This is a genomic window from Streptomyces sp. CB02959 (genome assembly GCF_002803155.1).
Lineage (GTDB): Bacteria > Actinomycetota > Actinomycetes > Streptomycetales > Streptomycetaceae > Streptomyces.
Genome location: NZ_NNBP01000004.1, coordinates 18272 through 44772 on the forward strand (window position 1 = coordinate 18272; position 26501 = coordinate 44772).

The window sequence follows — 26501 nt, forward strand, 5'->3', positions numbered from 1 at the left end:
TGCGCGCACTGCGCACCGGGGCCCCTTCGTCGGTCACCCGCCGCCGCGGGCCGCACACCGTCCGGGACGGGCGCCGCGGCAGCCGGCGCACGGCCGGACCGGACGCGCCATGCCGTGGAGCGCCGCTGCGACCTCAGGCGTGCGGCGACCAGAAGGCGACGAGCCGGCCGACGCCGTGCTCGACCGACTTCCAGCTGCCGTTGAACGTCAGCACGGCCATCGCCGACGTCGGGAAGCCGCTGCGGTTCATCCGCGCCAGCAGGTCCCCCTCGGCCTCTCCCGCCAGGGCGTCGGCGAGGGCGTGCACCCCGGGGTTGTGCCCGACGACCAAAAGGTCGCTCACCTCGTCGGAGGTCTCGTTCAGGATCGCGATGAGCTCGCCGAGGGAGGCCTCGTACAGCCGCTCCTCGTAGACGGTCTTGGGCCGGTGCGGAAGCTCGGAGACGACCAGCTTCCAGGTCTCGCGGGTGCGGGTGGCCGTCGAGCAGAGGGACAGGTCGGGGGTGATCCCGGCACCGGCCAGCCAGCGGCCGGCGACCGGGGCGTCCTTGCGGCCGCGATCGGCGAGCGGACGCTCATGGTCGCTCTCGTCCGACCATTCGGCCTTGGCGTGTCGGAGCAGGACAATCCGGCGGGGTGTATCGACGCTCATGGGTCCCAGCTTCGCATGAAACCCGCCGCCCGGCGCGGGGTGTTGAAGCGCTTTGCCCGGCCGGGTGGCCCGCCCTCGGCCGGCGCCGGAAGGCACCCCCGAGCGGGCCCCGCTCACCCTCCGAGCCGGAGCACCCGGGCGAGGAACTCCAGCAGCGGCGCGAGGCTCTCCGGGGCCCGCGCCGCGGCGGCCGCACTCGCCTCGCCGGGGCTCACCACCAGCACCAGCAGGGCTATGAAGGAGACCACCGGCAGCGCCAACCCCCACCACGGCAGGGCCTTCCGCAGGCGCGGTGCCTGCACTGCGGACGGGCGGCTGAACGCGGCGGACATGGCGGGCTCCAGGAGGTGGCGCGGGAACGGCGCGACCGCGTACGGCGGCGCGCCCACCGCGGTACCGCGGTGTGACTCCGACGCTACGGATCTCCGGCGGCCGTTCCTATCCGGGAAGCCACCCATTGATCCCTGATACCGACCCCCTAGGGGATCGGGGGACAACCCCACCCCGGGCCACGGCGGACGGGCCGGGCGCCCGCCCTCCGGATCATGGCGCGGCGATGCTCGCGATGATCGCGACGACGGCGGTCACGCCGAGCATCAGGCCCAGGACGAGCAGCAGCTTCTTCTGGCTGTTCTGCGGATTCGGTTCGAGCACTGGCATGCGCCCAGTGTCGCACCCGCCCGCCGCGCCGCTCCCGCCAGGGCCCGCGACCGGGTGCGAGCGGCGCGGAACGCCACGCCGCCCGGAGCCGCGCCCCGGGCGGCGGCCGGGGCACGGCCGGGACGGGGGCCGGGGCACGGCCGGGACGGGGGTGCCCAGCCCGCGACCGCCGCCCTCACCGCTCGCCCCCGCTCGCCCCGCTCGTCACCGCTCGTCCTCGATGCGGCGGTTCCGCCCCGCCAGTACGCCCACCGCGATCTGCGGCACCATCAGCCCGATCATCAGCGCGATCGGCAGCCCCCAGCCACCGCTGTGCTGGTAGAGCGTGCCGACCAGCAGCGGCCCGGGGATGGAGATCAGATAGCCGACGCTCTGCGCGAACGCGGAGAGCTTGACCACCCCGGCGGGGCTGGTGGACCGCATCCCGATCATCGTCAGGGCCAGCGGGAAGGCGCAGTTGGAGATGCCCATCAGCAGCGCCCAGACCCAGGCCCCGGCAGCCGGTGCCGACCACAGGCCGATGTAGCCGGCCAGCCCGCAGCTGCCCAGGACCACCACCAGCGGCCCCTGGTGCCGCATCCGGGCCGCCAGCCGCGGCAGGACGAAGGAGAGCGGCACGCCGACGGCCATGGTGACGGCCAGCAGCACGCCCGCGGTGCCCGCCGAGACCCCGGCGTCGCGGAAGATCTGCGGCATCCAGCCCATGGTGATGTAGGCGGCGGTCGCCTGGAGGCCGAAGAAGACGGCCAGCGCCCAGGCGGTCGGCGACGAGGTGATCCGTATGGGGGTTTCCCCGGAGCCCGACGCGCCGCCGCCCGGCGCCGATGACGTCGCGGCCGATCGCCGCAGCAGCACCACCAGCCACGGCAGCACCGCGAGCACGGCGAGCAGCGCCCATACGGCCAGTCCGGTGCGCCAACTGCCGCCCAGCGCAGCCGTCATGGGGACGGTGAGCGCCGCCGCCAGCGAGGTGCCCAGGGCCAGCGCCATCGAGTAGAGCCCGGTCATCGACCCGACCCGGTCGGGGAACCAGGTCTTGATGACCACCGGCAGCAGCACGTTGCTGACCGCGATACCGGCCAGCGCCAGCGCGCTGCCGGCCAGGAAGCCGGCCGTACCGCCGGCGTACGGGCGCACCACGACGCCCACCGCGATCGCGACCATCCCGGCGCAGACGATCGCGCCGGGCCCCCAGCGCCGGGCCAGCCGGGGCGCGGCGAAGCCGAAGACGGCGAAGCACAGGGCCGGCACGGAGGTCAGCAGGCCGGCGACGGTGCCGCTCATGCCGAGCCCCGCACGGACCTCCTCCAGGAGCGCGCCGAGGCTGGTGATCGCCGGCCGGAGGTTGAGCGCGGCGAGGACGAGACCGGCGATCACGATCCCCGACAGCCAGCGGGCGGCGGGCCCTTGGTCCGGGACCCGCTCGGCTGCGGCGGCGGGCGGGGCGGTGGGGGCCAGGGGCTCGGCGGCCGGGCCGAGGGTCGTGAGGTCTTCGTCTGCCATAAGGGTCATCATAGAATCATGGGATGAATACTTGTCCAGCCGATATCGGTAGCCTCGGCTCGCCCCCACGGCGCCACCGGCTCCCCCGGACCGTCGCCGTCCGTGCCGCTACCGCCCGCCCGGCCCACCGGCCCCAGCACCTCGGAGCCCAGCCATGCCCCTGACCTCGCCCCGCCGGTCCGCGCTGGCCGACCAGGTGATCGCCCAGCTGCGCGCCCAGATCACGTCCGGCGAATGGCCGGTGGGGTCCCGCATCCCGACCGAACCGGAACTCGTCGAACAGCTCGGAGTGGCCCGCAACACCGTCCGCGAGGCGGTACGGGCACTGGCCCACAACGGCCTGCTCGACATCCGCCAGGGTTCGGGCACCTACGTGGTCGCGACCAGCGAACTGGCCGGGGTGATGAACCGCCGGTTCGCCGACGCCGACCCCCGGCACGTCGCCGAACTGCGCTCCGCCCTGGAGGCCGAGGCCGCCCGGCTCGCCGCACACCGCCGCACCGCACAGGACCTGCGCCAGCTCGACACCCTGCTGGAGCGCCGCGAGCGGGCCTGGGAATCCGGCGCCGCGGAGGCGTTCGTGGAGGCCGACGCGACCCTGCACATGGCGGTGGTGGCCGCCTCCCACAACGACGTACTGGCCGCGATCTACGCCGACCTCGGCGGCGTCCTGCGCAACTTCCTGCGGGCCGACGTCGGCACCGTGCTGCGCCCCGAGGCCCATATGGACCACTCCCGCCTGGTCGAGGCGATCCGCACCGGGGACGGCGAACGGGCCGCCGCCGAGGCGGGCGCCCACCCCTTCGGGTGCCGGGCGGGGGACGGGGCCCTGGGGGAGGTCGAACAGACCCCGTAGGGGGTGCGGAGGCCCCCTGCGGGCCGCAACGGGGCAAAGGCGGGGGATATTCCCGGCCGGGACAGCGGATGTCCCCGGCATCCCAGGCGTCCCCGGCATCCCAGGCATCCCCGGCGCGAACGCGCAACTGCCCGCCCCGGCGGACCGGGACGAGCAGCGTCGAGCGCGGTGGGCGTCAGGCGCCCATCATGTGCACACCGCCGTCGACGTGCACGATCTCGCCCGTCGTCCGCGGGAAGAAGTCGGACAGCATGCCGACGACACCGCGGCCGGCCGGCTCCGGGTCGGTCAGGTCCCAGCCGATCGGGGCGCGGTGGTTCCACACGTCCGCCAGCTCCTCGAAGCCGGGGATGGACTTGGCGGCCATCGACTTGATCGGGCCGGCCGACACCAGGTTGCAGCGGACGCCCTTGGGGCCCAGGTCGCGCGCCAGGTAGCGGTTGGTGCTCTCCAGCGCCGCCTTGGCCACACCCATCCAGTCGTACTTCGGCCAGGCGATCTGCGCGTCGAAGGTGAGGCCGACGATCGAGCCGCCGTGCTCCATCAGCGGCAGGCAGGCCATCGCCAGCGACTTGTAGGAGTACGCCGAAACCTGCACGGCCGTCGAGACGTCCTCCCAGCCGGCCTCCAGGAAGTTGAAGGCGCCCTGCGGGCCGAACGCGATGGAGTGCACGATGCCGTCGAGCCGGGCGTCCTCGCCCTGGTGCTCACGGATCTTTCCGGCCAACCCGTCCAGGTGCTCCTGGTTGGTCACGTCCAGCTCGATGACCGGGGCGGGCTTGGGGAGCCGCTTGGCGATCCGCTCCACCAGGGAGAGCCGGCCGAACCCGGTGAGGATGACGTCGGCGCCCTCGTTCTGGGCGACCTTGGCCGCCTGGAACGCGATCGACGACTCGGTCAGCACACCGGTGACCAGGATGCGCTTGCCTGCGAGGATTCCACTCATGCTGATCAGTGCCCCATGCCCAATCCGCCGTCGACAGGAATGACGGCTCCGGTGATGTACGCGGCCTCCTCGGAGGCCAGGAAGCGGACCGAGGCGGCGACCTCCTCGGGCTGCGCGTAACGCGCCAGCGGCACCTGCTTCACGATGTTCTCCCGCTGCTCGTCGCTGAGCGCCCGGGTCATGTCGGTGTCGACGAAACCGGGGGCGACGACGTTCACGGTGATGTTACGGCTGCCCAGCTCCCGGGCGAGCGAACGGGAGAAGCCGACCAGCGCGGCCTTGGAGGCGGCGTAGTTCGACTGCCCCGCCGCGCCCATCAGGCCGACCACCGACGAGATCAGGACGATCCGGCCCTTGCGGGCCCGCAGCATCGCCCGGTTGGCGCGCTTGACCACCCGGAACGTGCCGGTGAGGTTGGTGTCGAGGACCGTGCTGAAGTCCTCCTCGGACATCCGCATCAGCAGCTGGTCACGGGTGATGCCGGCGTTGGCCACCAGCACCTCGACGGGACCCTGCTTCTCCTCGATCTCCTTGTACGCCTGCTCGACCTGCTCGGCGTCCGTGATGTCGCACTTCACGGCCAAAAATCCCGTCGGGGGCTCGCCCGAGCGGTAGGTGATGGCGACCTTGTCGCCTGCCTCGGCGAAGGCACGGGCAATGGCCAGGCCAATGCCGCGGTTGCCTCCGGTGACCAGAACCGAGCGGCTCAAGAGATCACCCTTTCCGTTTTCTGTCCGTCTTGCGTTCGGTACGAAACTATCGGTCGGTGGGCCCGTACGAGGAATCGAGCCCACACAGGGGCGCGCCCCCGTTCACTGTCGGGTCCCCACAGAAGCACGGCATGATGCAACCGCCGACTACGGGAGGATGCCGTGCCAGCCGCACCCCATGACCTTGACGAGACCTTCCTCGCGCTACCCCTGCGCGCCCTGGCCGACGCCGCACTGGCTCGGGCCCGCGCGCTCGGAGCGGAACACGCCGACTTCCGCCTGGAACGGGTGCGCAGCGCGATGTGGCGCCTGCGCGACGCCCGCACCTCGGCCACCTCCGACAGCACCGACCTGGGCTACGCCGTGCGCGTGGTGCACAACGGCGCCTGGGGCTTCGCCGCCGGCGTCGACCTGACCATGGACGCGGCGGCACGGGTGGCCGGCCAGGCCGTGGCGATGGCGAAGCTGTCCGCCGCAGTGGCCGCGACCGCCGGCACCGGGGAACGCGTGGAACTGGCCGACGAGCCCGTACACGCGGACCGCACCTGGGTCTCCTCCTACGACGTCGACCCCTTCGACGTCCCGGACGCCGACAAGACCGGCCTGCTGGCCGAGTGGAGCGCCCGGCTGCTGGCCGCGCCGGGCGTGGCCCACGTCGACGCACACCTGCTGGCCGCCCAGGAGAACAAGTTCTACGCGGACACCGCGGGCACCAGCACCACCCAGCAGCGGATCCGGCTCCACCCGGAGCTCACCGCGGTCGCGGTGGACCCCGCCACCGGCGACTTCGAGTCGATGCGCACCCTCGCCCCACCGGTCGGCCGCGGCTGGGAGTACCTCACCGGCGGCTACGACTGGGACGGCGAACTGGCCCGGATCCCCGAGCACCTCGCCGAAAAGCTCCGCGCCCCCAGCGTCGAGCCCGGCAGCTACGACCTGGTGATCGACCCGTCCAACCTCTGGCTGACCATCCACGAGTCGGTCGGGCACGCCACCGAACTGGACCGGGCGCTGGGCTACGAGGCCGCCTACGCCGGCACCTCCTTCGCCACCTTCGACCAGCTCGGCGCGCTCGTCTACGGCTCGCCGCTGATGCACGTCACCGGCGACCGGACCGCCGAGCACGGCCTCGCCACCGTCGGCTACGACGACGAGGGCGTCGCCGCCCAGTCCTGGGACCTGGTCAAGGACGGGATCCTCACCGGCTACCAACTCGACCGCAGGATCGCGAAGCTGACCGGCTTCCCGCGCTCCAACGGATGCGCGTACGCGGACTCCCCCGGCCACGTGCCGGTCCAGCGGATGGCCAACGTCTCGCTCCGCCCGGCACCGGACGGCCCGTCGACGGAAGAGCTGATCTCCGGAGTGGAACGCGGCATCTACCTCGTCGGCGACCGCTCGTGGTCCATCGACATGCAGCGCTACAACTTCCAGTTCACCCAGCAGCGGGCCTTCCTCATCCGGAACGGACGGCTGGCCGGGCAACTGCGCGACGTCGCCTACCAGGCCACCACCACCGACTTCTGGGGATCGATGACCGCGGTCGGCGGCCCGCAGACCTACGTCCTGGGCGGCGCCTTCAACTGCGGCAAGGCCCAGCCGGGCCAGATCGCGGCGGTCTCGCACGGCTGCCCCTCCGCCGTCTTCGAAGGCGTGAACGTCCTCAACACGGCACAGGAGGCCGGGCATTGAACGCACACCACCGATCCGGCCGGGGAACCGGGGGACGCCCCCCGGGCCGGCACGGCCTCGACACGACACAGGAGGCGGGGCGATGAGCCCGCGCGGTACGCGCAGCAACCGGCCGTACGAGATCGTCGAGCGGGCCCTGGAGCTGTCCCGCGCCGACGGCTGTGCGGTCATCGCCGAGGAGCACTCCAGCGCCAACCTGCGCTGGGCCGGCAACGCCCTCACCACCAACGGCACCACCCGCGGCCGGACCCTCACCGTCGTCGCGACCGTGGACGGCGCCCAGGGCACCGCCTCCGGGGTGGTCTCGCGGTCGGCGGTCACCGCGCACGAGCTGGAGCCGCTGGTCCGGGCCGCGGAGGCGGCCGCCCGGGACGCCGGCCCGGCCGAGGACGCCCAGCCGCTGGTCACGGGCGGCCCGCCGACCGCCGGCTTCACCGACGCCCCCGCCGAGACCTCCCCGGACGTCTTCGCCGCGTTCGCGCCGGCCCTCGGGGAGTCCTTCCGGCAGGCCCGGGGCGGCGGCCGCGAACTGTACGGCTTCGCCCAGCACACCGTCGTCTCGTCGTACCTGGGCACCTCCACCGGCCTGCGGCTGCGCCACGACCAGCCCACCGGGACGCTGGAGCTGAACGCCAAGTCCCCCGACCGCACCCGCTCGGCCTGGGCCGGCCGGGCCACCCGGGACTTCACCGACACCGACCCGCGCGCACTGGACGCCGCACTCGCCCGGCGGCTGGCCTGGGCCGAGCGCCGGATCGAGCTGCCCGCCGGCCGCTACGACACGCTGCTGCCGCCCAGCGCCGTCGCCGACCTGCTGGTCTACCAGCAGTGGTCGGCGACCGCCCGGGACGCCGCCGAGGGCCGCACGGTCTTCTCCAAGGCCGGCGGCGGGGAGGGCGCCGCCGGGACCCGGATCGGCGAGCGGCTCTCCGCCCTGCCGCTGACCCTGCGCAGCGACCCGGCGGCCCCCGGACTGGAGTGCGCCCCGTTCGTCCTCGCCCACACCTCCGGCGCGGACGCCTCGGTCTTCGACAACGGGCTGCCACTGACCGCCACCGACTGGGTGCGCGACGGGGTGCTCGACCGGCTGGTGGCCACCCGGCACGGCGCCGCGCTCACCGGGCTGCCGGTGGCGCCGGCCGTCGACAACCTCCTGCTGGAGGGCGGGGGTTCGCGCACCCTCGACGAGATGGTGGCGGCCGCGGGCCACGACGGCCCGGCGCTGCTGCTGACGTCCCTCTGGTACATCCGCGAGGTGGACCCGGCGACGCTGCTGCTGACCGGGCTCACCCGGGACGGCGTCTACCTGGTCGAGAACGGCGAGGTCACCGGCGAGGTCAACAACTTCCGGTTCAACGAGTCGCCGGTGGACCTGCTGGGCCGGGCCGCGGAGGCCGGCCGCACCGAGCGGACGCTGTCGCGGGAGTGGGGCGACTTCTTCCCGCGGACCGCGATGCCGCCGCTGCGGGTGCCTGACTTCAACATGAGCTCGGTCAGCCGGGGCGTGTGAGCGGGGGCGCCGCCCGCCTACGGGCGGCGCCCCGACCTGCGGCCGGCGCGGCGGTCGGCCCGGCGGACAGCGCGGTGAGCGGCCGTTCCCGGCCTAATAGACTGTCGCCCTGTCCTCCCCTCGGGGAACCACGATCGATCAGGGACGCCATGACACGCCTCGGCGAATCCGTCGCCCGCGCCAGCACGCTGCTCTCCGCCGACCTCTCCTCGGACGACACGGTCCGGGAGCTGCTCCAGGAGACCGGTGAGCGGCGCTATCTCGACCTGACGGACCTGTCGCCCAAGGAGCAGGCCGAGCTGATCGCGTCCCGCACGGTCGAGGTGCTGCCGGGCGTGGCGAAGCTGGCCGAGCGCATCGAGGAGCGCCGGAGCGCCGGCAAGGGCCTGCACATCAAGCTGGGCATCGACCCGACGGCGACCGATGTGCACCTCGGGCACGCGGTGCCGCTGATCATCCTGAGCCGGTTCCAGCGCCTCGGCCACGACGTCACGCTCATCATCGGCGACTTCACCGCCAAGATCGGCGACCCGTCGGGGCGTACCGCCGAGCGGCCGCCGCTGACCGACGAGGACATCGCGCACAACCTCGCCACCTACCGCGAGCAGGTGCGCCCGTTCTTCGACTTCGAGAAGGTCAGCTTCCGGCAGAACAGCGAGTGGCTGGCGCCGTACACCTTCCCGGAGCTGCTGGGGCTGCTCGCCCAGGTGCCGGCGTCGCAGCTGCTCCAGCGCGAGGACTTCCGCAACCGCCTGGCGGCCGGCTCCGGTCTGACCATGACCGAGCTGCTTTACCCGATCGCGCAGGGCCTGGACTCGGTGGCGCTGGCCTGCGACGTCGAGCTCGGCGGCTCCGACCAGCTGCTCAACCTCCAGATGGGGCGCAAGCTGATGGAGCTGCGCGGGCAGCGGCCGCAGCTGGTGGTGACCATGCCGCTGATCGAGGGCACGGACGGCAGCGGCGCCAAGATGTCCAAGTCCAAGGGCAATTACGTCGGTCTGAGCGCACCCGCCGACGATGTCTTCGGCAAGATCATGTCGGTGCCGGACCGGCTGATGGAGCCGTACCTCAAGGCGTGGACCGAGTGGACCGACGAGGAGATCGCGCTCGCCCTGGGCCGGATCGGCGAGCGGTCGGTGCACCCGATGGACCTCAAGAAGATCCTCGCGGGTGAGGTCGTGGCGGCGCTCTACGGGCTGGACGCGGCGATGGCGGCCCGGGCCGGTTTCGTGGCCCAGTTCTCCAAGAAGTCGTTCGCGGACGTGGAGTCGCTGCCGGCCGTGGACGCCGGGGAGCACGGGGACCTGCCGGTCGCGGCGGTGCTGACGACGGTGCTGGAGTTCACCCCGAGCGCCTCGGCGGCGCGGCGGCTGGCGAAGCAGAACGCGCTGCGGCTGGTGGTCGAGGGCGGGTCCGGCCAGTCGACGGTGGTGCTCGCCGAGGCCGACGCGGTGCGCCCGCTGTCCGAGGTCCTGGCGGAGAAGCTGTCCGACGCGGAGGGTGTCGCGTACCTGAAGGCCGGCCGCAAGCTGGCTCAGATCACCGGCCGTTAGGGCTCGTCCCGGGCCCCTGCTGCCGACCTGCGTTCCCCCGTCCGCTCTCCCGCGGGCGGGGGGGCCGGGCGGCCCCGAGCCCCCTGCCGCCGGAAGCGCCCGCACCGCGGGAGTCCGACGTACGGCTACGGCGTTCGGAGTACCCCTCCGTACGCCGACGACGTGACCCGGTCTCGTGGGGCCGGGAGGGGCGGCGTACCGTGGAATCTGACCGGAATGCGGGGAGAATCCGGCACGACGGAGCAGGTGGTGGAACGAGATGCGGAAGCAGAGCGGTGGAGTCGAAGCCTTCCGGATCACCGGGGCTCGCCAGGGGCTGACCGAGGATGTGCGGGGACGCCAGCGGCGGTACGTGATCTCGATGGCGGTGCGGACCGTGGCCGTGGTCCTCACTGCCGTGCTGTGGAACATCGAGCGGCCGATTGCCATTGCAACGCTCGTGATCGGCTTGGGGCTCCCCTACATCGCGGTGGTCATCGCCAACGCCGGTCGGGAGAACGTCCCTTCGCTGCCGTCGACGTTCGTCAAGCCCGTGCGGCAGGAGCTGCCGCCGGGGCCTGCGGAATCCGTTGCGGAACGGCCGGCGGAGGAGTCCTCGGCCTCGCGCGAGGAGCGGGGCTGAGCTTCGGCGAGGCCGATCGCTCAGCAAAGCTCAAGAAAAGCTCAGATCAATGATGCGGTTCCGCTGCACCGCACACCATTCCCCGTGGCATACTGCGTACGCGCTCCGCATCCCCCGTCGGAGCGACGGACCGACGCCGGGCGGCTCCCCCCGTGGCTGCCCGGCGTCGTCATGTCCGCAGGGCGATGAGGCCGGAGCGGGCACGGGAGCGGGACGTAGGGTTGAGGCGTGAACTCCCCGAACGATTCCGAGAACGTCACCATCTGCTCGGCCAAGGGCTGCCGCGCCGACGCGGTGTGGGTACTGGCCTGGAACAACCCGAAGTTGCACACACCGGACCGGCGCAAGACCTGGCTGGCGTGCGACGAGCACCGGGAGCACCTGTCGCAGTTCCTCGCCGTGCGCGGATTCCTCAAGGACGTGGTGGCGCTGGCGGAATGGGAGCGGCCGCGGTCAGCCTCCGATAGCTGACATGGGGCGGTCGGGCTGGAGGAAGGTGGGGTCGTCGAGGCCGGATCCCGCCTTCTTGCCCCACATGGCCAGCTTCCACAGGCGGGCTATCTCGGCGTCGGGGGCGCCGGAGCGCAGGGCGGCGCGCAGGTCCGTCTCCTCGGTGGCGAAGAGGCAGGTGCGGACCTGGCCGTCGGCGGTGAGCCGGGTGCGGTCGCAGGCGCGGCAGAACGGGCGGGTCACCGAGGCGATGACGCCGACGCGGTGCGGGCCGCCGTCGACGGTCCAGCGCTCGGCGGGGGCGGAGCCTCGCTCGTCCTGGCCCTCGGGGGTGAGGGTGAAGCGGGTGCGCAGCGAGGCGAGGATGTCACCCGCGGTGATCATTCCGTCGCGCTTCCAGCCGTGTTGGGCGTCCAGCGGCATCTGCTCGATGAAGCGCAGCTCGTAGTCGTTGTCGATGGCCCAGGCAAGGAGGTCGGGGGCCTCGCCGTCGTTGAGGCCGGGCATCAGGACGGTGTTGACCTTGACGGGGGTGAGGCCGGCGTCGCGGGCGGCTTCGAGGCCGCGGAGGACGTCGGCGTGCCGCTTGCGGCGGGTCAGGGTCTGGAAGACGTCGGGCCGGAGGGTGTCGAGGGAGACGTTGACACGGTCCAGGCCGGCGTCGCGCAGGGCCGCGGCGGTGCGCTGCAGGCCGATGCCGTTGGTGGTCAGCGACATCCGGGGGCGGGGGGCGAGGGCGGCGACCCGCTCGACGATGCCGACCAGGCCGGGGCGGAGCAGTGGCTCGCCGCCGGTGAAGCGGACCTCCTCGACGCCGAGGTCGCGCACGGCGATGCCGATCAGCCGGACGATCTCGTCGTCGGTCAGCAGATCGGGCTTGGCCAGCCACTGCAGGCCCTCTTCGGGCATGCAGTACGTGCAGCGCAGGTTGCACCGGTCGGTGAGCGAGACGCGCAGGTCGGTGGCCACACGGCCGTAGGTGTCGATGAGCACTGGGCCCCCTCCCCGAGAGTGTGGATCGGTCTGTCGATCAGTACGTCTTCGAGACTACGCGATGGGTCCGACAGTGAGGAGGCGTGAGAAGCACGAGGTGGGCGGGGGGCCGTCGTAGGTCTCTACGACGGCACCCCGCCCGTGTCCTGTAGGGACGGCTCAGTGCGCTCCGGTACCGGTCAGGGAGCGGACTTCCAATTCGGCGTACTTGGCGGCGTCCGGTGCCTCCCGGGAGAGGAGGGAGCCGAGCCAGCCGAGGAGGAAGCCCAGGGGGATGGAGATCAGGCCCGGGTTCTCCAGGGGGAACACCGCGAAGTCGGCGCCGGGGAACATCGAGCTCTTCTTGCCGGAGACGACGGGCGAGAAGAGGACGAGGAGGACGGAGGAGAGCAGGCCGCCGTAGATGGACCAGAGGGCGCCCTGGGTGGTGAAGCGCTTCCAGAAGAGGCTGTAGAGGAGGGTGGGGAGGTTGGCGGAGGCGGCGACCGCGAAGGCGAGCGCCACCAGGCCGGCGACGTTGAGGCTGCGGGCGAAGACGCCGAGGACGATGGCGATCGCGCCGATGCCGACGGTCGCCCAGCGGGCCGCGCCGACCTCTTCCTTCTCGGTGGCCTGCCCCTTGCGGAGGACGTTGACGTAGAGGTCGTGGGCGAAGGAGGAGGACGAGGCGAGGGTGAGGCCGGCGACCACCGCGAGGATGGTGGCGAAGGCGACGGCGGAGATGACGGCGAGCAGGATGGCGCCGCCGGTGGAGCCCGCGCCGCCGCCGATCTCCTGGGCGAGCAGCGGGGCGGCGGTGTTGCCGGCCTCGCTGTAGGCGGTGATGGTGGCGGGCTTGAGGAGGGCGGCGGCGCCGAAGCCGAGGGCGAGGGTCATCAGGTAGAAGACGCCGATGATGCCGATCGCCCAGTTCACCGACTTCCGGGCGGCCTTGGCGGTGGGCACCGTGTAGAAGCGGATGAGGATGTGCGGCAGGCCGGCGGTGCCCAGGACGAGGGCGAGGCCGAGCGAGATGAAGTCGATCTTCGAGGTGGCGGTGGCGCCGTACTTGAGGCCGGGTTCCAGGAAGGCGGAGCCCTTGCCGCTGTTCTCGGCGGCGGCGCCGAGCAGGGCGGAGAGGTTGAAGTGGAACCGCCACGCCACCAGGAAGGTGATCAGCAGGGTGCCGGCGATCAGGAGGACCGCCTTGACCATCTGGACCCAGGTGGTGCCCTTCATGCCGCCGATGGTGACGTAGAGGATCATCACGATGCCGACCAGGACGACGACGAGGATCTTGCCCGCTTCGCTGGTGATGCCCAGGAGCAGGGTCACCAGGGCGCCGGCGCCGGCCATCTGCGCGAGCAGGTAGAAGATCGAGACGACGATGGTGGAGGTGCCGGCGGCGGTCCGGACGGGGCGTTGGCGCATCCGGTAGGCGAGGACGTCGCCCATGGTGAAGCGGCCGGAGTTGCGCAGGGGTTCGGCGACCAGGAGGAGCGCGACGAGCCAGGCGACGAGGAAGCCGATGGAGTAGAGGAAGCCGTCGTAGCCGAAGAGGGCGATGGCGCCGGCGATGCCGAGGAAGGACGCGGCGGACATGTAGTCGCCGGAGATCGCCAGGCCGTTCTGGAAGCCGCTGAACTGCCGTCCGCCGGTGTAGAAGTCCTCGGCGCCCCTGGTCTGCCGGCCGGCCCAGACGGTGATGCCGAGGGTGGCGGCGACGAAGACGGCGAAGAGGGTGACGATCAGGGCGCGGTGGTCGCCGGCGCCACCGGCGGCGAGGTGGTGGGGGAGGTTCATGCGCCGGCCTCCTGTACGCCGGTCGGCTCGGGGCCGTCCTTCGGGGCGTCGGTCTGCGGGGCGCCGGCCTGCCGGGCCGCGGCGGCCTGCGGGGCGGGGGCGGGGGCCTCCAGGCGGGCCTTGATCGCGTCGGCGCGGGGGTCGAGCCGGGCGGCGGCGTGCCGGGAGTACCACCAGGCGATCAGGAAGGTGGTGGCGAACTGGGCGATGCCGAGCACGAAGGCGACGTTGAGGTGGCCCGCGACCTTGAGGGCCATGAAGCCGCCGGCGTAGCTCGACAGCAGCACGTAGCCGAGGTACCAGAGGACGAAGGCGAGGGTGAGCGGGAAGGCGAACGAGCGGTGTGCGCGGCGGAGTTCGGCGAACTCCGGGCTCGACTGGACCTGCGGGTAGTCGGGCGGGTCGTGCTGTCCCCGGTCGGCGTTGGGTGCGGTGATCACGGGTCTCCTGACGCTCGGTGAGCTGGTGCGGGGCCGACAATAAGGCCCGCATAAGTGATGTGGATCACGCATCGTAGGGCCGCCGGACGCGATGCGACAGACGATGGATGGTTGAATTCCCGAAGAAATCGGGGGAATGGGTGCACCGGCCGCCACCGCCCGGGCGACGCTTCGTTGAGCCGGTCATGACTCCGCCGCCCCAGCAGGACCCGCCTCCGTACGCCCCGCGCCGGCGCCCGTACGGCAGCGTCCGGCTGTCCGCGCCGGTCGCCGTCGCCCCCGCGCGGCCGCGCCCGGGGGCGGACGCCCGGCGCTGGTACGGTCCGCGGATCCCGCTGCCGCCGCTGAGCATGGGCGCGCTGCGGCGGCGGGACTGAGGGCGCCCGGCCCCGCCCGAACCCCCATACCAGATCGACTGCCTGACTGGCCGTCAATTTGCCGTGCCTGTGGAGTATTCTCCGCGTTCCATTGCTGTGCGCCGGTGATCGCCGATAGCTTCACCTGTCATGCACCCGCCCCTGCGCGCCCCGCGTACGGGCGGTCCGACGGATGAGGTGGAGTACCCATGGCACGTCCCCTTGCACATCGCCGGAACAGACGCATGCGGGCCCTGGCCGTACCGCTCGGGCTGGCACTGACGGCGACGACCGGGTTCCTCGGATCCCTCCCGGACGCGGTCGGCGCCGCGCCGCCGGACAGTGGCCCGCTGCTGTCGTACGTCGTGAACACCGTCCCCGACCACGCCACCGTCGACAAGGTCGAGCGGGCGATAGGCCGGGCCGGCGGCAAGGTGATCACCGCCCATGAGCGGATAGGCGTGATCGTCGTCCATGCGGCCGATCCCCGGTTCGCCGCCACCATCCGGACGGTGCCGGGCGTGCAGTCGGCGGGCGCGACCCGCACCGCGCCGCTCAAGCAGTCCGGCACCGCCGACGTCGGCACACCGCAGAAGGTCACCGCGGCCCAGCTCGCGGCGGCGGAGCGGACCGCGAAGGCCAAGGGCCAGGAGCCGCTGGAGCCGCTCCAGTGGGACATCCCGGCCATCAAGGCCGACCAGGCGGCGAAGGTGAACCCGGGCAGCCGCAAGGTGACCGTCGCGGTCATCGACACCGGCGTGGACGACACCCACCCCGACCTCGCACCGAACTTCTCCGCCCGGCAGTCCGCCAACTGCGTGGGCGGGGTGCCCGACACCTCGCCGGGGGCCTGGCGGCCCTACGACCCGGTCGAGGACGCCCACGGCACGCACGTGGCGGGCACCATCGCCGCGGCCCGGAACGGCATCGGGGTGACCGGCGTCGCGCCCGGCGTGAAGGTCTCCGGCATCAAGGTGAGCGAGCCCAAGACCAGCCTGTTCTACGCGGAGAGCGTGGTGTGCGCCTTCGTCTTCGCGGCCGACCACGGGGTCCAGGTCACCAACAACAGCTATTTCGTGGACCCCTGGATGTTCAACTGCAAGGACGACGCCGACCAGGCGGCCATCGTTGACGCGGTCGGCCGGGCGGCGAAGTACGCGCAGGACAAGGGCGTGGTCAACGTCGCGGCGGCGGGCAACGCCAACACCGACCTCGCGGCCGACAAGATCACCGACACCGGCAGCCCCAACGACTCCACGCCGGTCAGCCGCACCCTCAGCCCCAAGACCTGCTGGGACGTGCCGACCCAGCTGCCCGGGACGGTGACGGTCGCGGCGACCGGTTCGCACCGCCTGAAGTCCGGTTACTCCAACTACGGCCTGGGGCAGATCGACGTGGCCGCGCCGGGCGGCGACTCCAAGCAGGTGCCCGACCTGCCGGCCAAGAACGGCAACGTGCTCTCCACGATCCCCGGCGGCGACTGGGCCTTCTACGCCGGTACGTCCATGGCCTCTCCGCACGTCGCGGGCGTGGCGGCGCTCCTGAAGAGCACGCACCCGAAGGCCAGCCCGCAGGAGATCCAGTGGCTGCTCAAGCAGCAGGCCGACAACCCCGGGTGCCCGGCGGGTGACGCCACCTGCACCGGCACCCCGCGGGTCAACAGCCACTTCGGCTACGGCATCGTCGACGCGCTGAACGCGGTGGAGTAGCCGGCGGCGCGGCGGGCGGGGCGCGGGCGGGGCGCGGGCGGGTGGCCGACCATCCGCCGGCGGCCCCGCCCGCCGCGTCCGTCACCCCGCCCGCCGGGTCACACCGCGCGCCCCAGATAGGCGGCGAGCCGGTCCGCCGCCGGGGCACCGGGTGGGGCGGGGCGCTCCGGGGCGAACGAGCCGCCTTCGGTGCGCGGCGCGGCCCCGTAGATCCGGCGCGCCGCCGCCAGGGTCTCCTCGGCGACCTCCGGCGCCAGCCCGGTCGGGGCGCCCAGCGCACGCGCCAAGTCCCAGCCGTGCGCGAGGAGTTCGACCACCACCTGTTGGACGAGCAGCGCGCCGGGTGCCTCGTAGGGGCCGAAGGTGCGCGTCAGCATGCCGCTGCTCCGGAAGGTGGTGAGCGCGGTGCGGGTGGCGTCCTCGAAGGCGGTGCGGGGGTCGTGGCCCAGGTGGTCGGCGGCGTGGTCGGTGCGCGGCGTCCCCTCGGCGATCGAGGTGACCATCAGGCTCTCCCACACGAGGTGGTCGAGGAGTTGCCGGACGGTCCAGTCGGCGCACGGTGTGGGCCGGGCGAGGTCCGCCGGTCGCACGCCCGCGACCAGCGCGCCGACGGCCCGGCCGACCCGCTCGTAGGCGTACAGCACCCGCTCCGGGTCGGTGGCGCCGAAGACGGTGCGGTCCACCTGGAGGGGGGTGAGGTGGGCGCGCAGGGCGGCGGCGGTCCAGGTGCCGGCGGTGTCCCAACGGGGCGGTGCGGGGCGGCCGGTGGCGGTGCACAGCAGTCGCCAGTACCGCTCGGCGAGGGGTTCGGTGGCGGCCCGGAGCTGTTCCAGCAGCCGGGTCCGGGCGGCCGGGCCGTCCTCGGTGGGCGGGTCGGGGGTGCCCGCCTGGGTGGGGAGCCAGGCAGCCACCAGTTCGGCGACGAGCGGGGCGGCGGCCGGTGAGTCCGGTGCGATGCCGTCGGCGACGGCGGCCTCGGCGCGGGTGCGCATCAGGGTGGCCACGCGCAGGGCGGCGTCCGCGTCCGCCGCGGGGTCGCCGTCGGCGGGCGGCGCGGTGCGGGTGCTGTAGGCGGCCAACCGGCGCAGGGCCGCGCCGAGTTCGGGGTCGCGGACCAGGGCGGCCAGCTCGACCCAGGCGTGGAGTTGTTCGGGGGTGGGGTCCTCGGGGAGGTCGGGGGTGGCGGCCAGCAGGCCGCTGCGGTAGGCGGGGGCGGGCACACCGTCCAGGGCGTCGTCGATGAAGTCGGCGACGATCCGGCGGCGTTCCTCGGCCGACAGGCGGGCGAGTCGGGTCATCTGCGGCAGCTCCTCTGCTGCGCTGCCCCGCGCGGCCACCGCCCGGAGGACGGCGCGCTGCGAGCGCAGCGCGGCGATCTGCGCGTCCAGGGCGTCCGCCGAGCGCTCGGCCGTATCGGCGAGGGTGCGCTCGCGGTGCAGGACGGCGCGGATCGCGGCGGTGCCGACGCCCAGGTCGCGCAGGCTGCGCACGATCTCCAGGCGGGCCACGGCGTCCGGTCCGTAACGGCGGTAGCCCGCGGGGGTGCGGGCGGCGGGCGGCAGCAGGTCCTGGTCCGACCAGTTCCGGATCGTCTTGACGGAGACGCCGGTCAGGCGCGACAGCGCGCCGATCGACAGCAGTCCCGTGCCGTCCTCGTACATGCCCCCACCTTCGGGTCTCCCACGGGGGGAGACTCAAGGGGCACGCTACGCGACCGCCGGGCGGGGCGCCGCGGACGCCGGGTGCTCCGGGCCGGTCGCGGCGGCCAACACCCCGATGGCGAGGGCCCATTGGGCCGCCGTGTAGGTGAGCATGATCCAGAACTGCGGGGCGGGGAGCTGCGGCCACCGGGCGATGCCGCCGGCGATCAGGGAGTCGGAGAGCAGGAAGAGCAGCCCGCCGACGGCGGCCCAGGGGGCCGTCCAGAGCGCGCCGAAGGCCATCACGGTGAGCAGCAGGCTGTATCCGGCGACCGGGATCCGCAGGTCGGCGGGGAGGTCCGGCCACAGCAGGACCACGGTGGCGACCAGGGCGGCCGCGTACAGCCCGGCGGCGCCGGCGGTGCGCGCCCGGCGGCGCCCGGTGCCCGCGGCGGGCCCATCGGGGCGCCCCCGGCGGCCGTGCCGGGCGAACAGCACCAGGTAGCAGAGGTGTCCGGCGGCGAACGACCCCATGCCGACGAGGAACGCGGTGCCGCCGCCGATCTGGAGGAAGGTGTCGCCGCCGCAGCCGAACAGCAGCGCCCCGGCCAGCAGCGGCGGCCCGCCGCGGAGCAGGACGTGGGCGGCGAGCAGCGGCATCAGGGCCGGTTTGGTGAGGCGCACGACCGTGTCGGCCAGGGCCGCGGGGCCGCTGCCGGGCGCGGCGGCGGCGTGCGCCACCAGGGCGGCGAGGTGGCCGGCGCCCAGGACGGCGAAGACCAGCAGCAGGGCCCGGGCGGCGCGGGGCCGGGGCGCGGGCGGTCTCACGCTGCGGACTCCCCCACGGCGGGCTCGGCGGCACCGGTGCGGTCCGCGGCCGGGCGCGCACCGGCCTGCCCGGCCGTGGCGGCGGCTGCCGCGGCCGCTTCGGCCGCCACCGCGGCCCGGACCCGGGCCGGCTGCCAGCCCGGCCCGCGGAACACCCGGCCGGCGCGCTCGCTCCAGCTGTCCGCGGACCGGATGTCGCGGGCGATGGCGGCGTACTCGTGGGTGGCGACCCGCAGCGGGTTGAAGGAGTCGACGTTCTTGGTGAGACCGTAGACGGGCCGCTCGGTCTCGGGGACGAACGAGCCGAACATCCGGTCCCAGACGATCAGGATCCCGCCGAAGTTGCGGTCCAGGTAGCCGCCCTGGGAGGCGTGGTGGACGCGGTGGTGGGAGGGGGTGTTGAAGACGAACTCGACGGGGCGGGGCAGGGTGCCGATCCGCTCGGTGTGGACCCAGAACTGGTAGACGAGGTTGGCGCCGGAGGTGAAGGCGATCACGGCCGGGTGCACGCCCAGCGCGACCATCGGCACGTAGAACGGCCATACCGTCCAGGTCGTCCAGGGCTGCCGCAGTGCGGTGGTGAGGTTGAACTTCTTGCTGGAGTGGTGGACCACGTGGCAGGCCCACAGGACCCGGATGACGTGGTGGCCGCGGTGCGACCAGTAGTAGAAGAAGTCCTGGGCGAGCAGCATCAGGGGCAGCGTCCACCACAGGATGGGGATGCGCAGCGGGGTCAGCTCGTAGACCGCGGCGTAGATCGCCACGATCGGTATCTTCCACAGCGCGTCGAAGACCAGGCTGCCCAGCCCCATGGTGACGCTGGTGGCCGCGTCCTTCGCCTCGTACCCCTCGGCGTCGTCGTCGGGGTGCAGGCGGTAGCTCACCATCTCCACGACGGTGAGCAGGACGAAGGCGGGTACGGACCACAACACGACATCGGGCAGGTGCGGCATGCCCCGCACCATAAAGGCGCCGACGGGCGTACCGCTAGAGGTTGTTACCGATAAGTATGTAAGACGCGGCGTCAGCTTCGGGGCGGAGGCGTACCGACGGTAGCCCCGGATCCGGGCGGCGGTGGGGGCCGGCGCCCGGACCGAGGGCGTCCACCGGCGGTGGAGCGCTCACCACACCCGCATCGAAGCCCCCGGTGCGAAGGCCGGGCTGGTGGCGTCGGCGGGCGGGGTGGTGAGGGGTTCGGTGAGTTCGGTGGCGGTGGGGCCGATCCGGGCGGCCACGGGGGCGAGGGCGGCGAGGTCGAAGCCGTAGACGCGGGCGGCGTTGCCGCCGGTCATGGCGGCGATCTCGGCGGTCGGGAGGCCGGCGTAGGCGGCGCGCAGGGCGTGTCGGGAGTAGGGGTGGGTGCCCTCGTCGTGCGGGTAGTCGCTGCCCCACATGATCTTGTCGAGGCCGATCCGGTCGCGCAGCGGGACCTCGTGGGGGCGCATGAAGCTGGCACCGACGTAGCAGTTGGCGTGCCAGATCTCGGTGGGGGTGCGGTCCAGGGAGGCCGCCAGGCCGGCGCCGAAGCGGGATTCCGCGGTGCCGGCGCGGGCCGTGGAGGCGACCAGGCGGCCGTGGTAGTAGTCCAGCATGTCCAGGACGCCGGGGATCCAGCCGGAGCCCTGTTCGGTGAGGACGAGGGTCAGCTCCGGATGGCGGGTGAAGACGCCGCCGAAGATGAGGTGCCACAGCGCGCGGTGGGAGAACCAGGTGGTCTCCACCATGAAGACGGCGCGGGCCGCCGGTTCGTCGCCGAGCGGCGGGGACGCCGAGCCGCCGTGGTGGTTGACCGGGACGCCGAGGTCGGCGCAGACCGCCCAGAGGGGGTCGTAGCACGGCGAGTGGAGCTCCGGGAGGCCGGAGCCGGGTGGCGTGCCCGGGAGCATGATGCCGCCGGTGAGGCCGGCGTCCTTGGCCCGGCGGACCTCGCGGACCGCCTCGTCGACGTCGTTGAGGAGGATCTGGGCGACGCCCGCGCGGCGCCCCGGGGCCTGCGCGCAGAAGTCCGCGAGCCACCGGTTGTGGGCGCGCAGGCCGGCCCAGCGCAGCTCGAAATCGGTGCCGGTGGGTGCCGGTGCCATCAGGGACGCGCTGGGGAAGAACGGCGGGATGGTGTTGGGGAAGACGACCTCGGCGACGATGCCGTCGGCTTCCTGTTCGGCCAGCCGCCGGTCGGAGTTCCAGTTGCGGTCGGCGGTGTCGGCGAGCAGGTCCTCGTGCGGATTGACGTAGGTGGCGGCCCAGGCGTCGAACTCCTCGTGGTGGCGGGCCGGGAGGTAGGACCGGTAGTCGAGGAGGTCGGCGCCGGCGTGGCAGTCGGCGGAGATCACGGTGTAGCGGGGCGCGTCGGCGGTCGCGTCCGGCACGGCGGTGGGCTCAGGCATGGGTCACCCCCACGTACGGGAAGTCGTGTCCGGTCAGCCAGTGGCGGCCGGTGTCGCGGGCGCGGCGCCAGGACGCCTCGACCGCGCTCTGGTCGGCGGGCTGGCCCAGTTCCGCCGGGGTGGGGCCGATCCGGCGGGCGTGCGGGGCGAGCCGGTCCGGGTCGAAGCCGAAGACCTCGGCGGCGGACGTGCCGAGGATGCGGCGGGTCTCGGCGACCGGGATGTCGTGGAAGGTGCTGGTCAGCCACTCGCGGGTGCGCGGCCAGGTGCCCTCCGGGTGCGGGAAGTCGCTGCCCCAGAGGATGTTGTCGACGCCGATCTCGTAGCGCTGGGCCAGTTCGCGGCGTTTGGTGTTGGTGGCGCAGACGAAGACGTTGCGGTCGAGGTACTCGTGCGGCGGGCGCCGCAGTCCGGCGAACGGGGAGAGCTTCTTGCCGCCGTGCGCGCCCAAGTAGAGCCGGTCCATGAACCACAGGAGGTTCGGCAGCCACCAGCAGCCCGACTCGGCGACGCCGAACCGCAGGCCGGGGTGGCGTTCGAAGACCCCGGACCAGAGCAGGAACCACAGCGGGCGGGCCGGCCACCAGGTCACCTCGCTGACGAAGATGCCGAGGTGGTCGCCGTACTCCTCGCGCGGCGCGGCGCCGGAGTGGGTGACGACCGGCATCCCGGCCTCGGCCGCGGCGGCCCACACCGGGTCGTAACACCGGTCGTGATAGGGGGTGTTGGCGCCCCACATGGCGGGGATCATCAGGGCGCCCAGCCCGTCGGCGCGGGCCCGGTGGATCTCCGCGACGACGGTGCGGGGGTCCGCGGTGACCGGTAACAGGGCGACGCCGCAGTGGCGTTCGGGATCGGTGGCGCAGAACTCCGCGAGCCAGCGGTTGTGGGCCCGGGCTCCCGCCATGCCCAGCTCCGGGTCCTGGTCGCCGGTCAGGCCGAGGCCGACGCCGAAGGGCGCGGCGGTCGAGCTGTCCACGGCGTCCGCGTCCGGGAAGACGACCTCGGCGGCCACCCCGTCGCCGTCGAGTTCCTTGGCCCGCTGCACCGGGTCCCAGCCGCCGCGCAGCCCCTCCTCGTGGTCCTCGAACCACTGGGCGGCGAAGGTCTCGTTGCGGACGCCGAGCCGGGTCATGGCCGCGCGGCGGGCCTCCCGGCCGGCCAGGAAGTCGTCGAAGGCGCGGTGGAAGCGGGCCTCCAGATAGGGGCGGTACTCCTCGGTGGGCAGCCCGGCGTGGCAGTCGGAGGAGATGATCAGGTACGGGTCCCGGGAGCCGGGGTCCGGCGGCGGGCCGCCGTCCGGTCCGGGGTGCGGTGCGGTGGTGTCCTGGTACGGGTCGCTCATGGCGGTCCCTCACTCGTCGTCGAGGATGAAGTGCTCCAGGTACGCGGGTGCGGCGCGGTCGAGTTGGGACCGCGCCCGCGCCCGGATCTGCGCGTCGGTGTGCGCACTGGGCGGCAGCATCCAGAAACGGCCGGCCCGGATGCCGTCGACGACCTGCTCGGCCACGGCCTCGACGGGCGTGAACGCCACCTCCTTTCCGGCCTCCCCCATGGCCGCCTCCCACTCCGCGAGGCTGCGGTAGGGCGTCCGGCGGGGGCGGGACTTGGCGTGCCGCGCGGGCCGGTTGCGGTGCGACTCCCACAGCCCGGTACGGAGCATGTGCGGGCCGGGGAAGAGCACCGACGCCCCGATGGGCGCGCCCTCGGCCGCCAGGTGCGCGTACAGCGACTCGGTCAGCGTCACCACGGCGGCCTTGGTGACGGCGTAGACGGAGGCGGTGGGCAGCGGCGCGATCCCGCCGTCCGTGGAGGAGGTGTTGACGACGTGGCCGGGCTCCCCGGAGGCCACCATCCGGGGCAGGAAGCACTGGACGCCGTGGAAGACGCCCCAGACGTTGACCTCGAACGCCCACCGCCAGTCGGCGGGGTCGTGCTCCCACATCCGGCCCTCGGCGCCGGAGCCCACCCCGGCGTTGTTGCACAGCACGTGGACGGCGCCGAAGGTCTCGTAGGCGGCGCCGGCCAGCGCCTCGACCTCGGCGCGCACGCCGACGTCCACGGTGCGGGCCAGCAGTTCGACGCCGTCCGCGGCCAGTTCGTCGGCGGCGGCCCGCAGCGGTGCCTCCTCGACGTCGGCGAGGACCACCTTCAGGCCCTCGGCGGCGAAGCGGCGGGCCATCGCCCGGCCGATACCGCTCGCCGCACCGGTGACCACCGCGACCTGCCCGGCCCGCAGCTCCATCACACGCTCCCTTCCGGCGGGGCGTCGAGGACCTGCCGCGGGTCGTCGTAGCGCTGGTGGACGTAGGGCAGCAGGTCCTCGGCGCGGACCCGCGCGACGACCTTGCCGCTCTGGTCCGAGGTCTTCTCGCCGAGGGTGATCCCGACGAGAGTGCGTACCGGGAGGTCGGCGACCGGGTCGTACATCGACTCGCGCAGCACCACGTCGCCGGTGATCCGCTCCAGCCTGCGGACCTTCTCGGTGCGCCGGCAGTGCACCAGGACCGGGTCGCCGTCGAAGCCCGAACCGTCCACGGCGGGCAGGAACTTGAAGTAGAAGTCGGTCCGCACGTCCGGTGCGGGGAGCGCCAACGGGCCGCTGACCGCGCCGCGCACCTCGACGAAGGCGATGCCGTGCCGGGCGAGGGCGGCGCGGACGGTCAGCCCGTCGCGGTCCACGGTGACCTCGCCGAGCTTCTTGGGTTCGCCGAAGACCTCGCGGCCGCCGGTCAGCGCCCGCTCGTGGGTCATCGGCATGACCAGCGGGTACCAGCCCTCGGTGCCGTCGTGGGCGGCCGCGACCGCGACCGAGCCGGCGCCCAGCGGATAGCCGGGCAGGTTGACGGAGCTGATGGTGGCCCGGACCAGCGGGCGGCCGGTGGGGGTGAGCGGGGGCGGCAGGACGGCCGCGACCGCCTCCGGGTCGGTCTCCCACAGGGCCACCACGCCGGTGGACCAGATGTCGGGGAGCCGGGTGCCGGCGGTCCGGGTCGCGGCGATCTCCGCCTCGGTGCGGGCTCCGTAGCGTATGCGTGCCATGGCGTACCACCCTTCGTCGTCCGTAACGCGCGGGGGTCGTGCGAGGCGTCTGTAACACAGTTACACCGCCGCCGATGAAGGGTAAAGAGCCATGCAGGAAAGGGAGTTGGGAGATAGTGGGGTGCTATGACACGTACCGCGCTCACCGGTGAGGAGGTCCTGGCGGCGGCCGCCCGGCTGGTCCGGGCGCACGGCCCGGCGGCCCTGACCATGCGCCGGCTCGCCACCGAACTCGGCACCGCCGTCACCTCCATCTACTGGCACGTCGGCAACCGCGAGTCCCTGCTGGACGCGCTGGTGGCCCGCACCCTCCAGGAGATGGGCGAGATCCGGCCCACCGGCGGCACGCCCCGGGCGCGCGTCGTCTCGGTGGCCCGCACGCTCCGCACCGCGCTGGGCGAACGCCCGCACCTGATCGCGATGGTGCACGAACGCGGGCTGACCGAGCGGATGTTCCTGCCCGCGCAGCAGGCGCTGGTCCACGAGGTGCACGCGGCCGGGCTGCGCGGGGAGCTCGCCGCCGAGGCGGTGCGCGCCGTGCAGTTCCTGGTCGTCGGCTCGGTCCTGGTGGAGCGCAACCGTGCGCGCTCGCCCGCGCAGCACCCCAGCGAGCGCGAGCTGTGGGACTCCCCCGCCGCCGGACGGGATCCGGCGCTGGCCCGCGCGCTGGCCGCACCGGCCGACGCCGAACGGCTCTTCCTGGTGTCCCTGGAGGCCCTGGTGGCCTCACTGCTCGGACCGGACCGGACCGGCAGCGCGCCCGAGGGCGTGGGACGAGGCTGAGGGCATGGGCCCGGGGGGCATGGGCCCGGGGGCGCGGTCCCGAGGGCCCGGGACGGGCATCGGGAAGGGCGGGCAGCGGCGGTGCCCGTCGGCCGGCCGGGCGCGGGCCCGGGCCGGATCCACAGGGCGTCCGACCTGCGTCCGACCTGCGCCGACCGACCCCGGACCGGCCTCCCCGCGGGCCCTCCCGGCAGGCGCCCGGCCGCGGCGGCGCGCGGCGTCCCGGCCGGATGCGCCCCCGGCGATGCGGTGCCTGTCGGTCCCGGCCCGTATCCTCAGTGACCATGCTCGAAGACCGCAGCGCAGCCGCCCCCTCGATCGCGCCGAAGATCGGCCGGCAGCCGGGCCCGCAGACGCCGCCGGCTGAGTGGCCGGCCGGGTACCCCCAGGGGTACGCGGTGGTCGACGTGGAGACCACCGGCCTGGCCCGCGACGACCGGATCATCTCCGCCGCCGTGTACCAACTCGACGCCCACGGCGAGTTCCAGGACTCCTGGTACACCCTCGTCAACCCGCAGCGCGATCCCGGACCGGTCTGGATCCACGGTCTGACGAGCGAGGTGCTGGCGGACGCCCCGCTCTTCCCGGAGGTCGTGCCGGAGCTGTCGGCGCGGCTGGCGGACCGGGTGCTGGTGGCGCACAACGCCATGTTCGACTGGTCGATGCTGGCCCGGGAGTACGCCCGCGCCGCGGCGGTCGCCCCGGTGCGCCAGCGGCTGTGCACCATCGCGCTCTCCAAGGAACTGGGCCTGCCGCTGCCCAACCACAAGCTGGAATCCCTCGCCGCGCACTTCGGCGTCACACAGGAACGCGCCCACCACGCCCTGGACGACGCCCGCGTGCTGGCCGAGACGTTCCGCCCCAGCCTGCACCGGGCCGCGCAGGCGAACGTCCGGCTGCCGCTGCTGACCTGCCAGCCGCTGACGGAGTGGACCGACGCCCCCGCCCCCCGCTCGCACGGCAGCGCCTCCTCGTACCGCCCCGTCTCCTGGCGGCCGGCCCGCAAGCGCCCCGCCTGCCCGTACCCCAACCCCGGGCGCTACGAGCCCGGCGGCCGGCTCGTCCAGGGGATGCGGGTCGCCTTCTCGGGTGACACCTCCGTCGACCGCGAACTGCTGGAGGACCGGGCGATCGAGGCCGGGCTGCACGTGGCGACGAGCGTGTCCCGGCTGACCAGCCTGCTGGTGACCAACGACCCGGACGGCCGGACGTCCAAGACGGTCAAGGCCGCGACGTTCGGTACGGCCGTCATCGACGAGGCGGCGTTCATGCAGCTGCTGCGCGACGTGGCACCGGCACCGGGGACACCGGCGTCCGGGTGAAGCCCGGCCGACACACCCGCCGACGCCTCGCCCCGTAGCGGCCCCACCCGCACGCTGTGGCGCTCCGT

25 protein-coding genes and 1 pseudogene are annotated in these 26501 nt (G+C 73.5%); 10 read left to right on the top strand and 16 right to left on the bottom strand.

Translation table 11 applies throughout. From position 1 onward, the window contains the following. Nucleotides 1-133: 133 nt before the first annotated feature. The 4 genes from CG747_RS08030 to CG747_RS08040 all read right to left on the bottom strand — a co-directional run bounded on the left by CG747_RS08030 (nucleotide 134) and on the right by CG747_RS08040 (nucleotide 2815). On the bottom strand, nucleotides 134-652 hold the full coding sequence (locus tag CG747_RS08030; protein ID WP_100600950.1) for a histidine phosphatase family protein: 519 nt from the start codon (nucleotides 650-652) through the stop codon (nucleotides 134-136). Between the two features lie 113 nt (nucleotides 653-765). Further along, nucleotides 766-1041 carry a hypothetical protein gene (locus CG747_RS08035; protein WP_308303765.1) on the bottom strand — a complete coding sequence of 92 codons (276 nt, stop codon included), beginning with the start codon at nucleotides 1039-1041 and terminating at the stop codon, nucleotides 766-768. A gap of 154 nt (nucleotides 1042-1195) precedes the next feature. Next, nucleotides 1196-1312, bottom strand: a complete 117-nt coding sequence (locus CG747_RS49180; protein ID WP_257980285.1) for an SGM_5486 family transporter-associated protein — start codon at nucleotides 1310-1312, stop codon at nucleotides 1196-1198. Between the two features lie 204 nt (nucleotides 1313-1516). Beyond that, nucleotides 1517-2815: an MFS transporter gene (locus CG747_RS08040; protein WP_100600951.1), complete on the bottom strand. Its 1299-nt coding sequence runs from the start codon at nucleotides 2813-2815 to the stop codon at nucleotides 1517-1519. A 154-nt stretch (nucleotides 2816-2969) separates the two neighbouring features. Here CG747_RS08040 and CG747_RS08045 point away from each other — a divergent pair, with 154 nt between their 5' ends. Next, the gene (locus CG747_RS08045; RefSeq protein WP_100600952.1) at nucleotides 2970-3671 is read left to right on the top strand and encodes a FadR/GntR family transcriptional regulator; all 702 of its coding nucleotides are present in this window, start codon (nucleotides 2970-2972) and stop codon (nucleotides 3669-3671) included. A 175-nt stretch (nucleotides 3672-3846) separates the two neighbouring features. Here CG747_RS08045 and fabI read toward each other — a convergent pair whose 3' ends face one another. Both fabI and fabG read right to left on the bottom strand, forming a co-directional pair. Beyond that, complete coding sequence (fabI, locus tag CG747_RS08050) at nucleotides 3847-4617, bottom strand: enoyl-ACP reductase FabI (RefSeq protein WP_100600953.1); 771 nt, start codon at nucleotides 4615-4617, stop codon at nucleotides 3847-3849. Between the two features lie 5 nt (nucleotides 4618-4622). After that, complete coding sequence (gene fabG, locus CG747_RS08055) at nucleotides 4623-5327, bottom strand: 3-oxoacyl-[acyl-carrier-protein] reductase (RefSeq protein ID WP_100600954.1); 705 nt, start codon at nucleotides 5325-5327, stop codon at nucleotides 4623-4625. A 162-nt stretch (nucleotides 5328-5489) separates the two neighbouring features. Here fabG and CG747_RS08060 point away from each other — a divergent pair, with 162 nt between their 5' ends. From CG747_RS08060 to CG747_RS08080, 5 genes are all read left to right on the top strand, one after another. After that, nucleotides 5490-7019, top strand: coding sequence for a TldD/PmbA family protein (locus CG747_RS08060; protein WP_100600955.1), 1530 nt, complete (start codon nucleotides 5490-5492; stop codon nucleotides 7017-7019). Between the two features lie 82 nt (nucleotides 7020-7101). Then, nucleotides 7102-8529: a metallopeptidase TldD-related protein gene (locus CG747_RS08065; protein ID WP_100600956.1), complete on the top strand. Its 1428-nt coding sequence runs from the start codon at nucleotides 7102-7104 to the stop codon at nucleotides 8527-8529. Between the two features lie 149 nt (nucleotides 8530-8678). Then, entirely contained in the window at nucleotides 8679-10082 is a 1404-nt protein-coding gene (tyrS, locus tag CG747_RS08070; protein ID WP_100600957.1) for a tyrosine--tRNA ligase, read from the top strand. A gap of 259 nt (nucleotides 10083-10341) precedes the next feature. Beyond that, on the top strand, nucleotides 10342-10704 hold the full coding sequence (locus CG747_RS08075; RefSeq protein ID WP_100600958.1) for a DUF3099 domain-containing protein: 363 nt from the start codon (nucleotides 10342-10344) through the stop codon (nucleotides 10702-10704). A gap of 228 nt (nucleotides 10705-10932) precedes the next feature. After that, the gene (locus tag CG747_RS08080; RefSeq protein WP_100600959.1) at nucleotides 10933-11175 is read left to right on the top strand and encodes a hypothetical protein; all 243 of its coding nucleotides are present in this window, start codon (nucleotides 10933-10935) and stop codon (nucleotides 11173-11175) included. Here the strand turns inward: CG747_RS08080 and moaA are convergent. The 3 genes and pseudogenes from moaA to CG747_RS08095 all read right to left on the bottom strand — a co-directional run. Next, nucleotides 11158-12147 carry a GTP 3',8-cyclase MoaA gene (moaA, locus tag CG747_RS08085; RefSeq protein WP_100600960.1) on the bottom strand — a complete coding sequence of 330 codons (990 nt, stop codon included), beginning with the start codon at nucleotides 12145-12147 and terminating at the stop codon, nucleotides 11158-11160. The genes CG747_RS08080 and moaA overlap by 18 nt on opposite strands. Before the next feature lie 159 nt (nucleotides 12148-12306). Next, entirely contained in the window at nucleotides 12307-13929 is a 1623-nt protein-coding gene (locus CG747_RS08090) for a cation acetate symporter (protein ID WP_100600961.1), read from the bottom strand. A 98-nt stretch (nucleotides 13930-14027) separates the two neighbouring features. Continuing rightward, a pseudogene (locus tag CG747_RS08095) lies at nucleotides 14028-14369 on the bottom strand (DUF485 domain-containing protein); the annotation flags it as partial. A gap of 185 nt (nucleotides 14370-14554) precedes the next feature. On the opposite strand from CG747_RS08095, the gene CG747_RS08100 reads away from it, so the two are divergent. Together CG747_RS08100 and CG747_RS08105 are read left to right on the top strand one after the other, a co-directional pair. Further along, nucleotides 14555-14746, top strand: coding sequence for a hypothetical protein (locus CG747_RS08100; protein WP_100600963.1), 192 nt, complete (start codon nucleotides 14555-14557; stop codon nucleotides 14744-14746). A gap of 188 nt (nucleotides 14747-14934) precedes the next feature. After that, a complete protein-coding gene (locus tag CG747_RS08105) occupies nucleotides 14935-16434 on the top strand; it encodes a S8 family serine peptidase (RefSeq protein ID WP_100600964.1) in 1500 nt (499 codons plus the stop codon). Between the two features lie 98 nt (nucleotides 16435-16532). On the opposite strand, the gene CG747_RS08110 is transcribed toward CG747_RS08105, so the two are convergent. From CG747_RS08110 to CG747_RS08140, 7 genes are all read right to left on the bottom strand, one after another. Then, nucleotides 16533-18095, bottom strand: coding sequence for a TIGR03086 family metal-binding protein (locus CG747_RS08110; protein WP_100600965.1), 1563 nt, complete (start codon nucleotides 18093-18095; stop codon nucleotides 16533-16535). A gap of 45 nt (nucleotides 18096-18140) precedes the next feature. After that, nucleotides 18141-18902 carry a lysoplasmalogenase gene (locus CG747_RS08115; RefSeq protein ID WP_100600966.1) on the bottom strand — a complete coding sequence of 254 codons (762 nt, stop codon included), beginning with the start codon at nucleotides 18900-18902 and terminating at the stop codon, nucleotides 18141-18143. After that, on the bottom strand, nucleotides 18899-19855 hold the full coding sequence (locus CG747_RS08120; protein WP_100600967.1) for a sterol desaturase family protein: 957 nt from the start codon (nucleotides 19853-19855) through the stop codon (nucleotides 18899-18901). Before CG747_RS08120 ends, CG747_RS08115 begins: the two co-directional genes overlap by 4 nt. 168 nt (nucleotides 19856-20023) lie before the next feature. Beyond that, entirely contained in the window at nucleotides 20024-21286 is a 1263-nt protein-coding gene (locus CG747_RS08125) for an amidohydrolase family protein (protein WP_100600968.1), read from the bottom strand. Further along, complete coding sequence (locus CG747_RS08130; RefSeq protein ID WP_257980286.1) at nucleotides 21279-22631, bottom strand: amidohydrolase family protein; 1353 nt, start codon at nucleotides 22629-22631, stop codon at nucleotides 21279-21281. Before CG747_RS08130 ends, CG747_RS08125 begins: the two co-directional genes overlap by 8 nt. A gap of 9 nt (nucleotides 22632-22640) precedes the next feature. After that, nucleotides 22641-23531 (bottom strand): SDR family NAD(P)-dependent oxidoreductase, encoded by an 891-nt coding sequence (locus tag CG747_RS08135; protein WP_100600969.1) that lies wholly within the window; start codon nucleotides 23529-23531, stop codon nucleotides 22641-22643. After that, nucleotides 23531-24328, bottom strand: coding sequence for an acetoacetate decarboxylase family protein (locus CG747_RS08140; protein WP_100600970.1), 798 nt, complete (start codon nucleotides 24326-24328; stop codon nucleotides 23531-23533). Before CG747_RS08140 ends, CG747_RS08135 begins: the two co-directional genes overlap by 1 nt. Nucleotides 24329-24454: 126 nt before the next feature. Between CG747_RS08140 and CG747_RS08145 the strand changes: the two genes are divergently transcribed. Together CG747_RS08145 and CG747_RS08150 are read left to right on the top strand one after the other, a co-directional pair. Then, nucleotides 24455-25111 carry a TetR/AcrR family transcriptional regulator gene (locus tag CG747_RS08145; protein WP_100600971.1) on the top strand — a complete coding sequence of 219 codons (657 nt, stop codon included), beginning with the start codon at nucleotides 24455-24457 and terminating at the stop codon, nucleotides 25109-25111. A 284-nt stretch (nucleotides 25112-25395) separates the two neighbouring features. Continuing rightward, nucleotides 25396-26433, top strand: a complete 1038-nt coding sequence (locus CG747_RS08150; RefSeq protein WP_100600972.1) for a DEDDh family exonuclease — start codon at nucleotides 25396-25398, stop codon at nucleotides 26431-26433. Nucleotides 26434-26501: the final 68 nt, after the last annotated feature.

Excerpts from the sequence above, each read along its gene's own strand:
- CG747_RS08120 (WP_100600967.1), bottom strand. The coding sequence starts at position 19,855 with ATGCCGCACCTGCCCGATGTCGTGTTGTGGTCCGTACCCGCCTTCGTC.
- CG747_RS08065 (WP_100600956.1), top strand. The coding sequence starts at position 7,102 with ATGAGCCCGCGCGGTACGCGCAGCAACCGGCCGTACGAGATCGTCGAG.
- CG747_RS08140 (WP_100600970.1), bottom strand. The coding sequence starts at position 24,328 with ATGGCACGCATACGCTACGGAGCCCGCACCGAGGCGGAGATCGCCGCG.
- CG747_RS08075 (WP_100600958.1), top strand. The coding sequence starts at position 10,342 with ATGCGGAAGCAGAGCGGTGGAGTCGAAGCCTTCCGGATCACCGGGGCT.
- CG747_RS08110 (WP_100600965.1), bottom strand. The coding sequence starts at position 18,095 with ATGTACGAGGACGGCACGGGACTGCTGTCGATCGGCGCGCTGTCGCGC.
- fabI (WP_100600953.1), bottom strand. The coding sequence starts at position 4,617 with ATGAGTGGAATCCTCGCAGGCAAGCGCATCCTGGTCACCGGTGTGCTG.
- CG747_RS08045 (WP_100600952.1), top strand. The coding sequence starts at position 2,970 with ATGCCCCTGACCTCGCCCCGCCGGTCCGCGCTGGCCGACCAGGTGATC.
- CG747_RS08135 (WP_100600969.1), bottom strand. The coding sequence starts at position 23,531 with ATGGAGCTGCGGGCCGGGCAGGTCGCGGTGGTCACCGGTGCGGCGAGC.
- CG747_RS08030 (WP_100600950.1), bottom strand. The coding sequence starts at position 652 with ATGAGCGTCGATACACCCCGCCGGATTGTCCTGCTCCGACACGCCAAG.
- tyrS (WP_100600957.1), top strand. The coding sequence starts at position 8,679 with ATGACACGCCTCGGCGAATCCGTCGCCCGCGCCAGCACGCTGCTCTCC.
- CG747_RS08150 (WP_100600972.1), top strand. The coding sequence starts at position 25,396 with ATGCTCGAAGACCGCAGCGCAGCCGCCCCCTCGATCGCGCCGAAGATC.
- CG747_RS08125 (WP_100600968.1), bottom strand. The coding sequence starts at position 21,286 with ATGCCTGAGCCCACCGCCGTGCCGGACGCGACCGCCGACGCGCCCCGC.
- CG747_RS08090 (WP_100600961.1), bottom strand. The coding sequence starts at position 13,929 with ATGAACCTCCCCCACCACCTCGCCGCCGGTGGCGCCGGCGACCACCGC.
- CG747_RS08040 (WP_100600951.1), bottom strand. The coding sequence starts at position 2,815 with ATGGCAGACGAAGACCTCACGACCCTCGGCCCGGCCGCCGAGCCCCTG.
- CG747_RS08100 (WP_100600963.1), top strand. The coding sequence starts at position 14,555 with ATGACTCCGCCGCCCCAGCAGGACCCGCCTCCGTACGCCCCGCGCCGG.
- CG747_RS08105 (WP_100600964.1), top strand. The coding sequence starts at position 14,935 with ATGGCACGTCCCCTTGCACATCGCCGGAACAGACGCATGCGGGCCCTG.
- CG747_RS08130 (WP_257980286.1), bottom strand. The coding sequence starts at position 22,631 with ATGAGCGACCCGTACCAGGACACCACCGCACCGCACCCCGGACCGGAC.
- CG747_RS08145 (WP_100600971.1), top strand. The coding sequence starts at position 24,455 with ATGACACGTACCGCGCTCACCGGTGAGGAGGTCCTGGCGGCGGCCGCC.
- CG747_RS49180 (WP_257980285.1), bottom strand. The coding sequence starts at position 1,312 with ATGCCAGTGCTCGAACCGAATCCGCAGAACAGCCAGAAGAAGCTGCTG.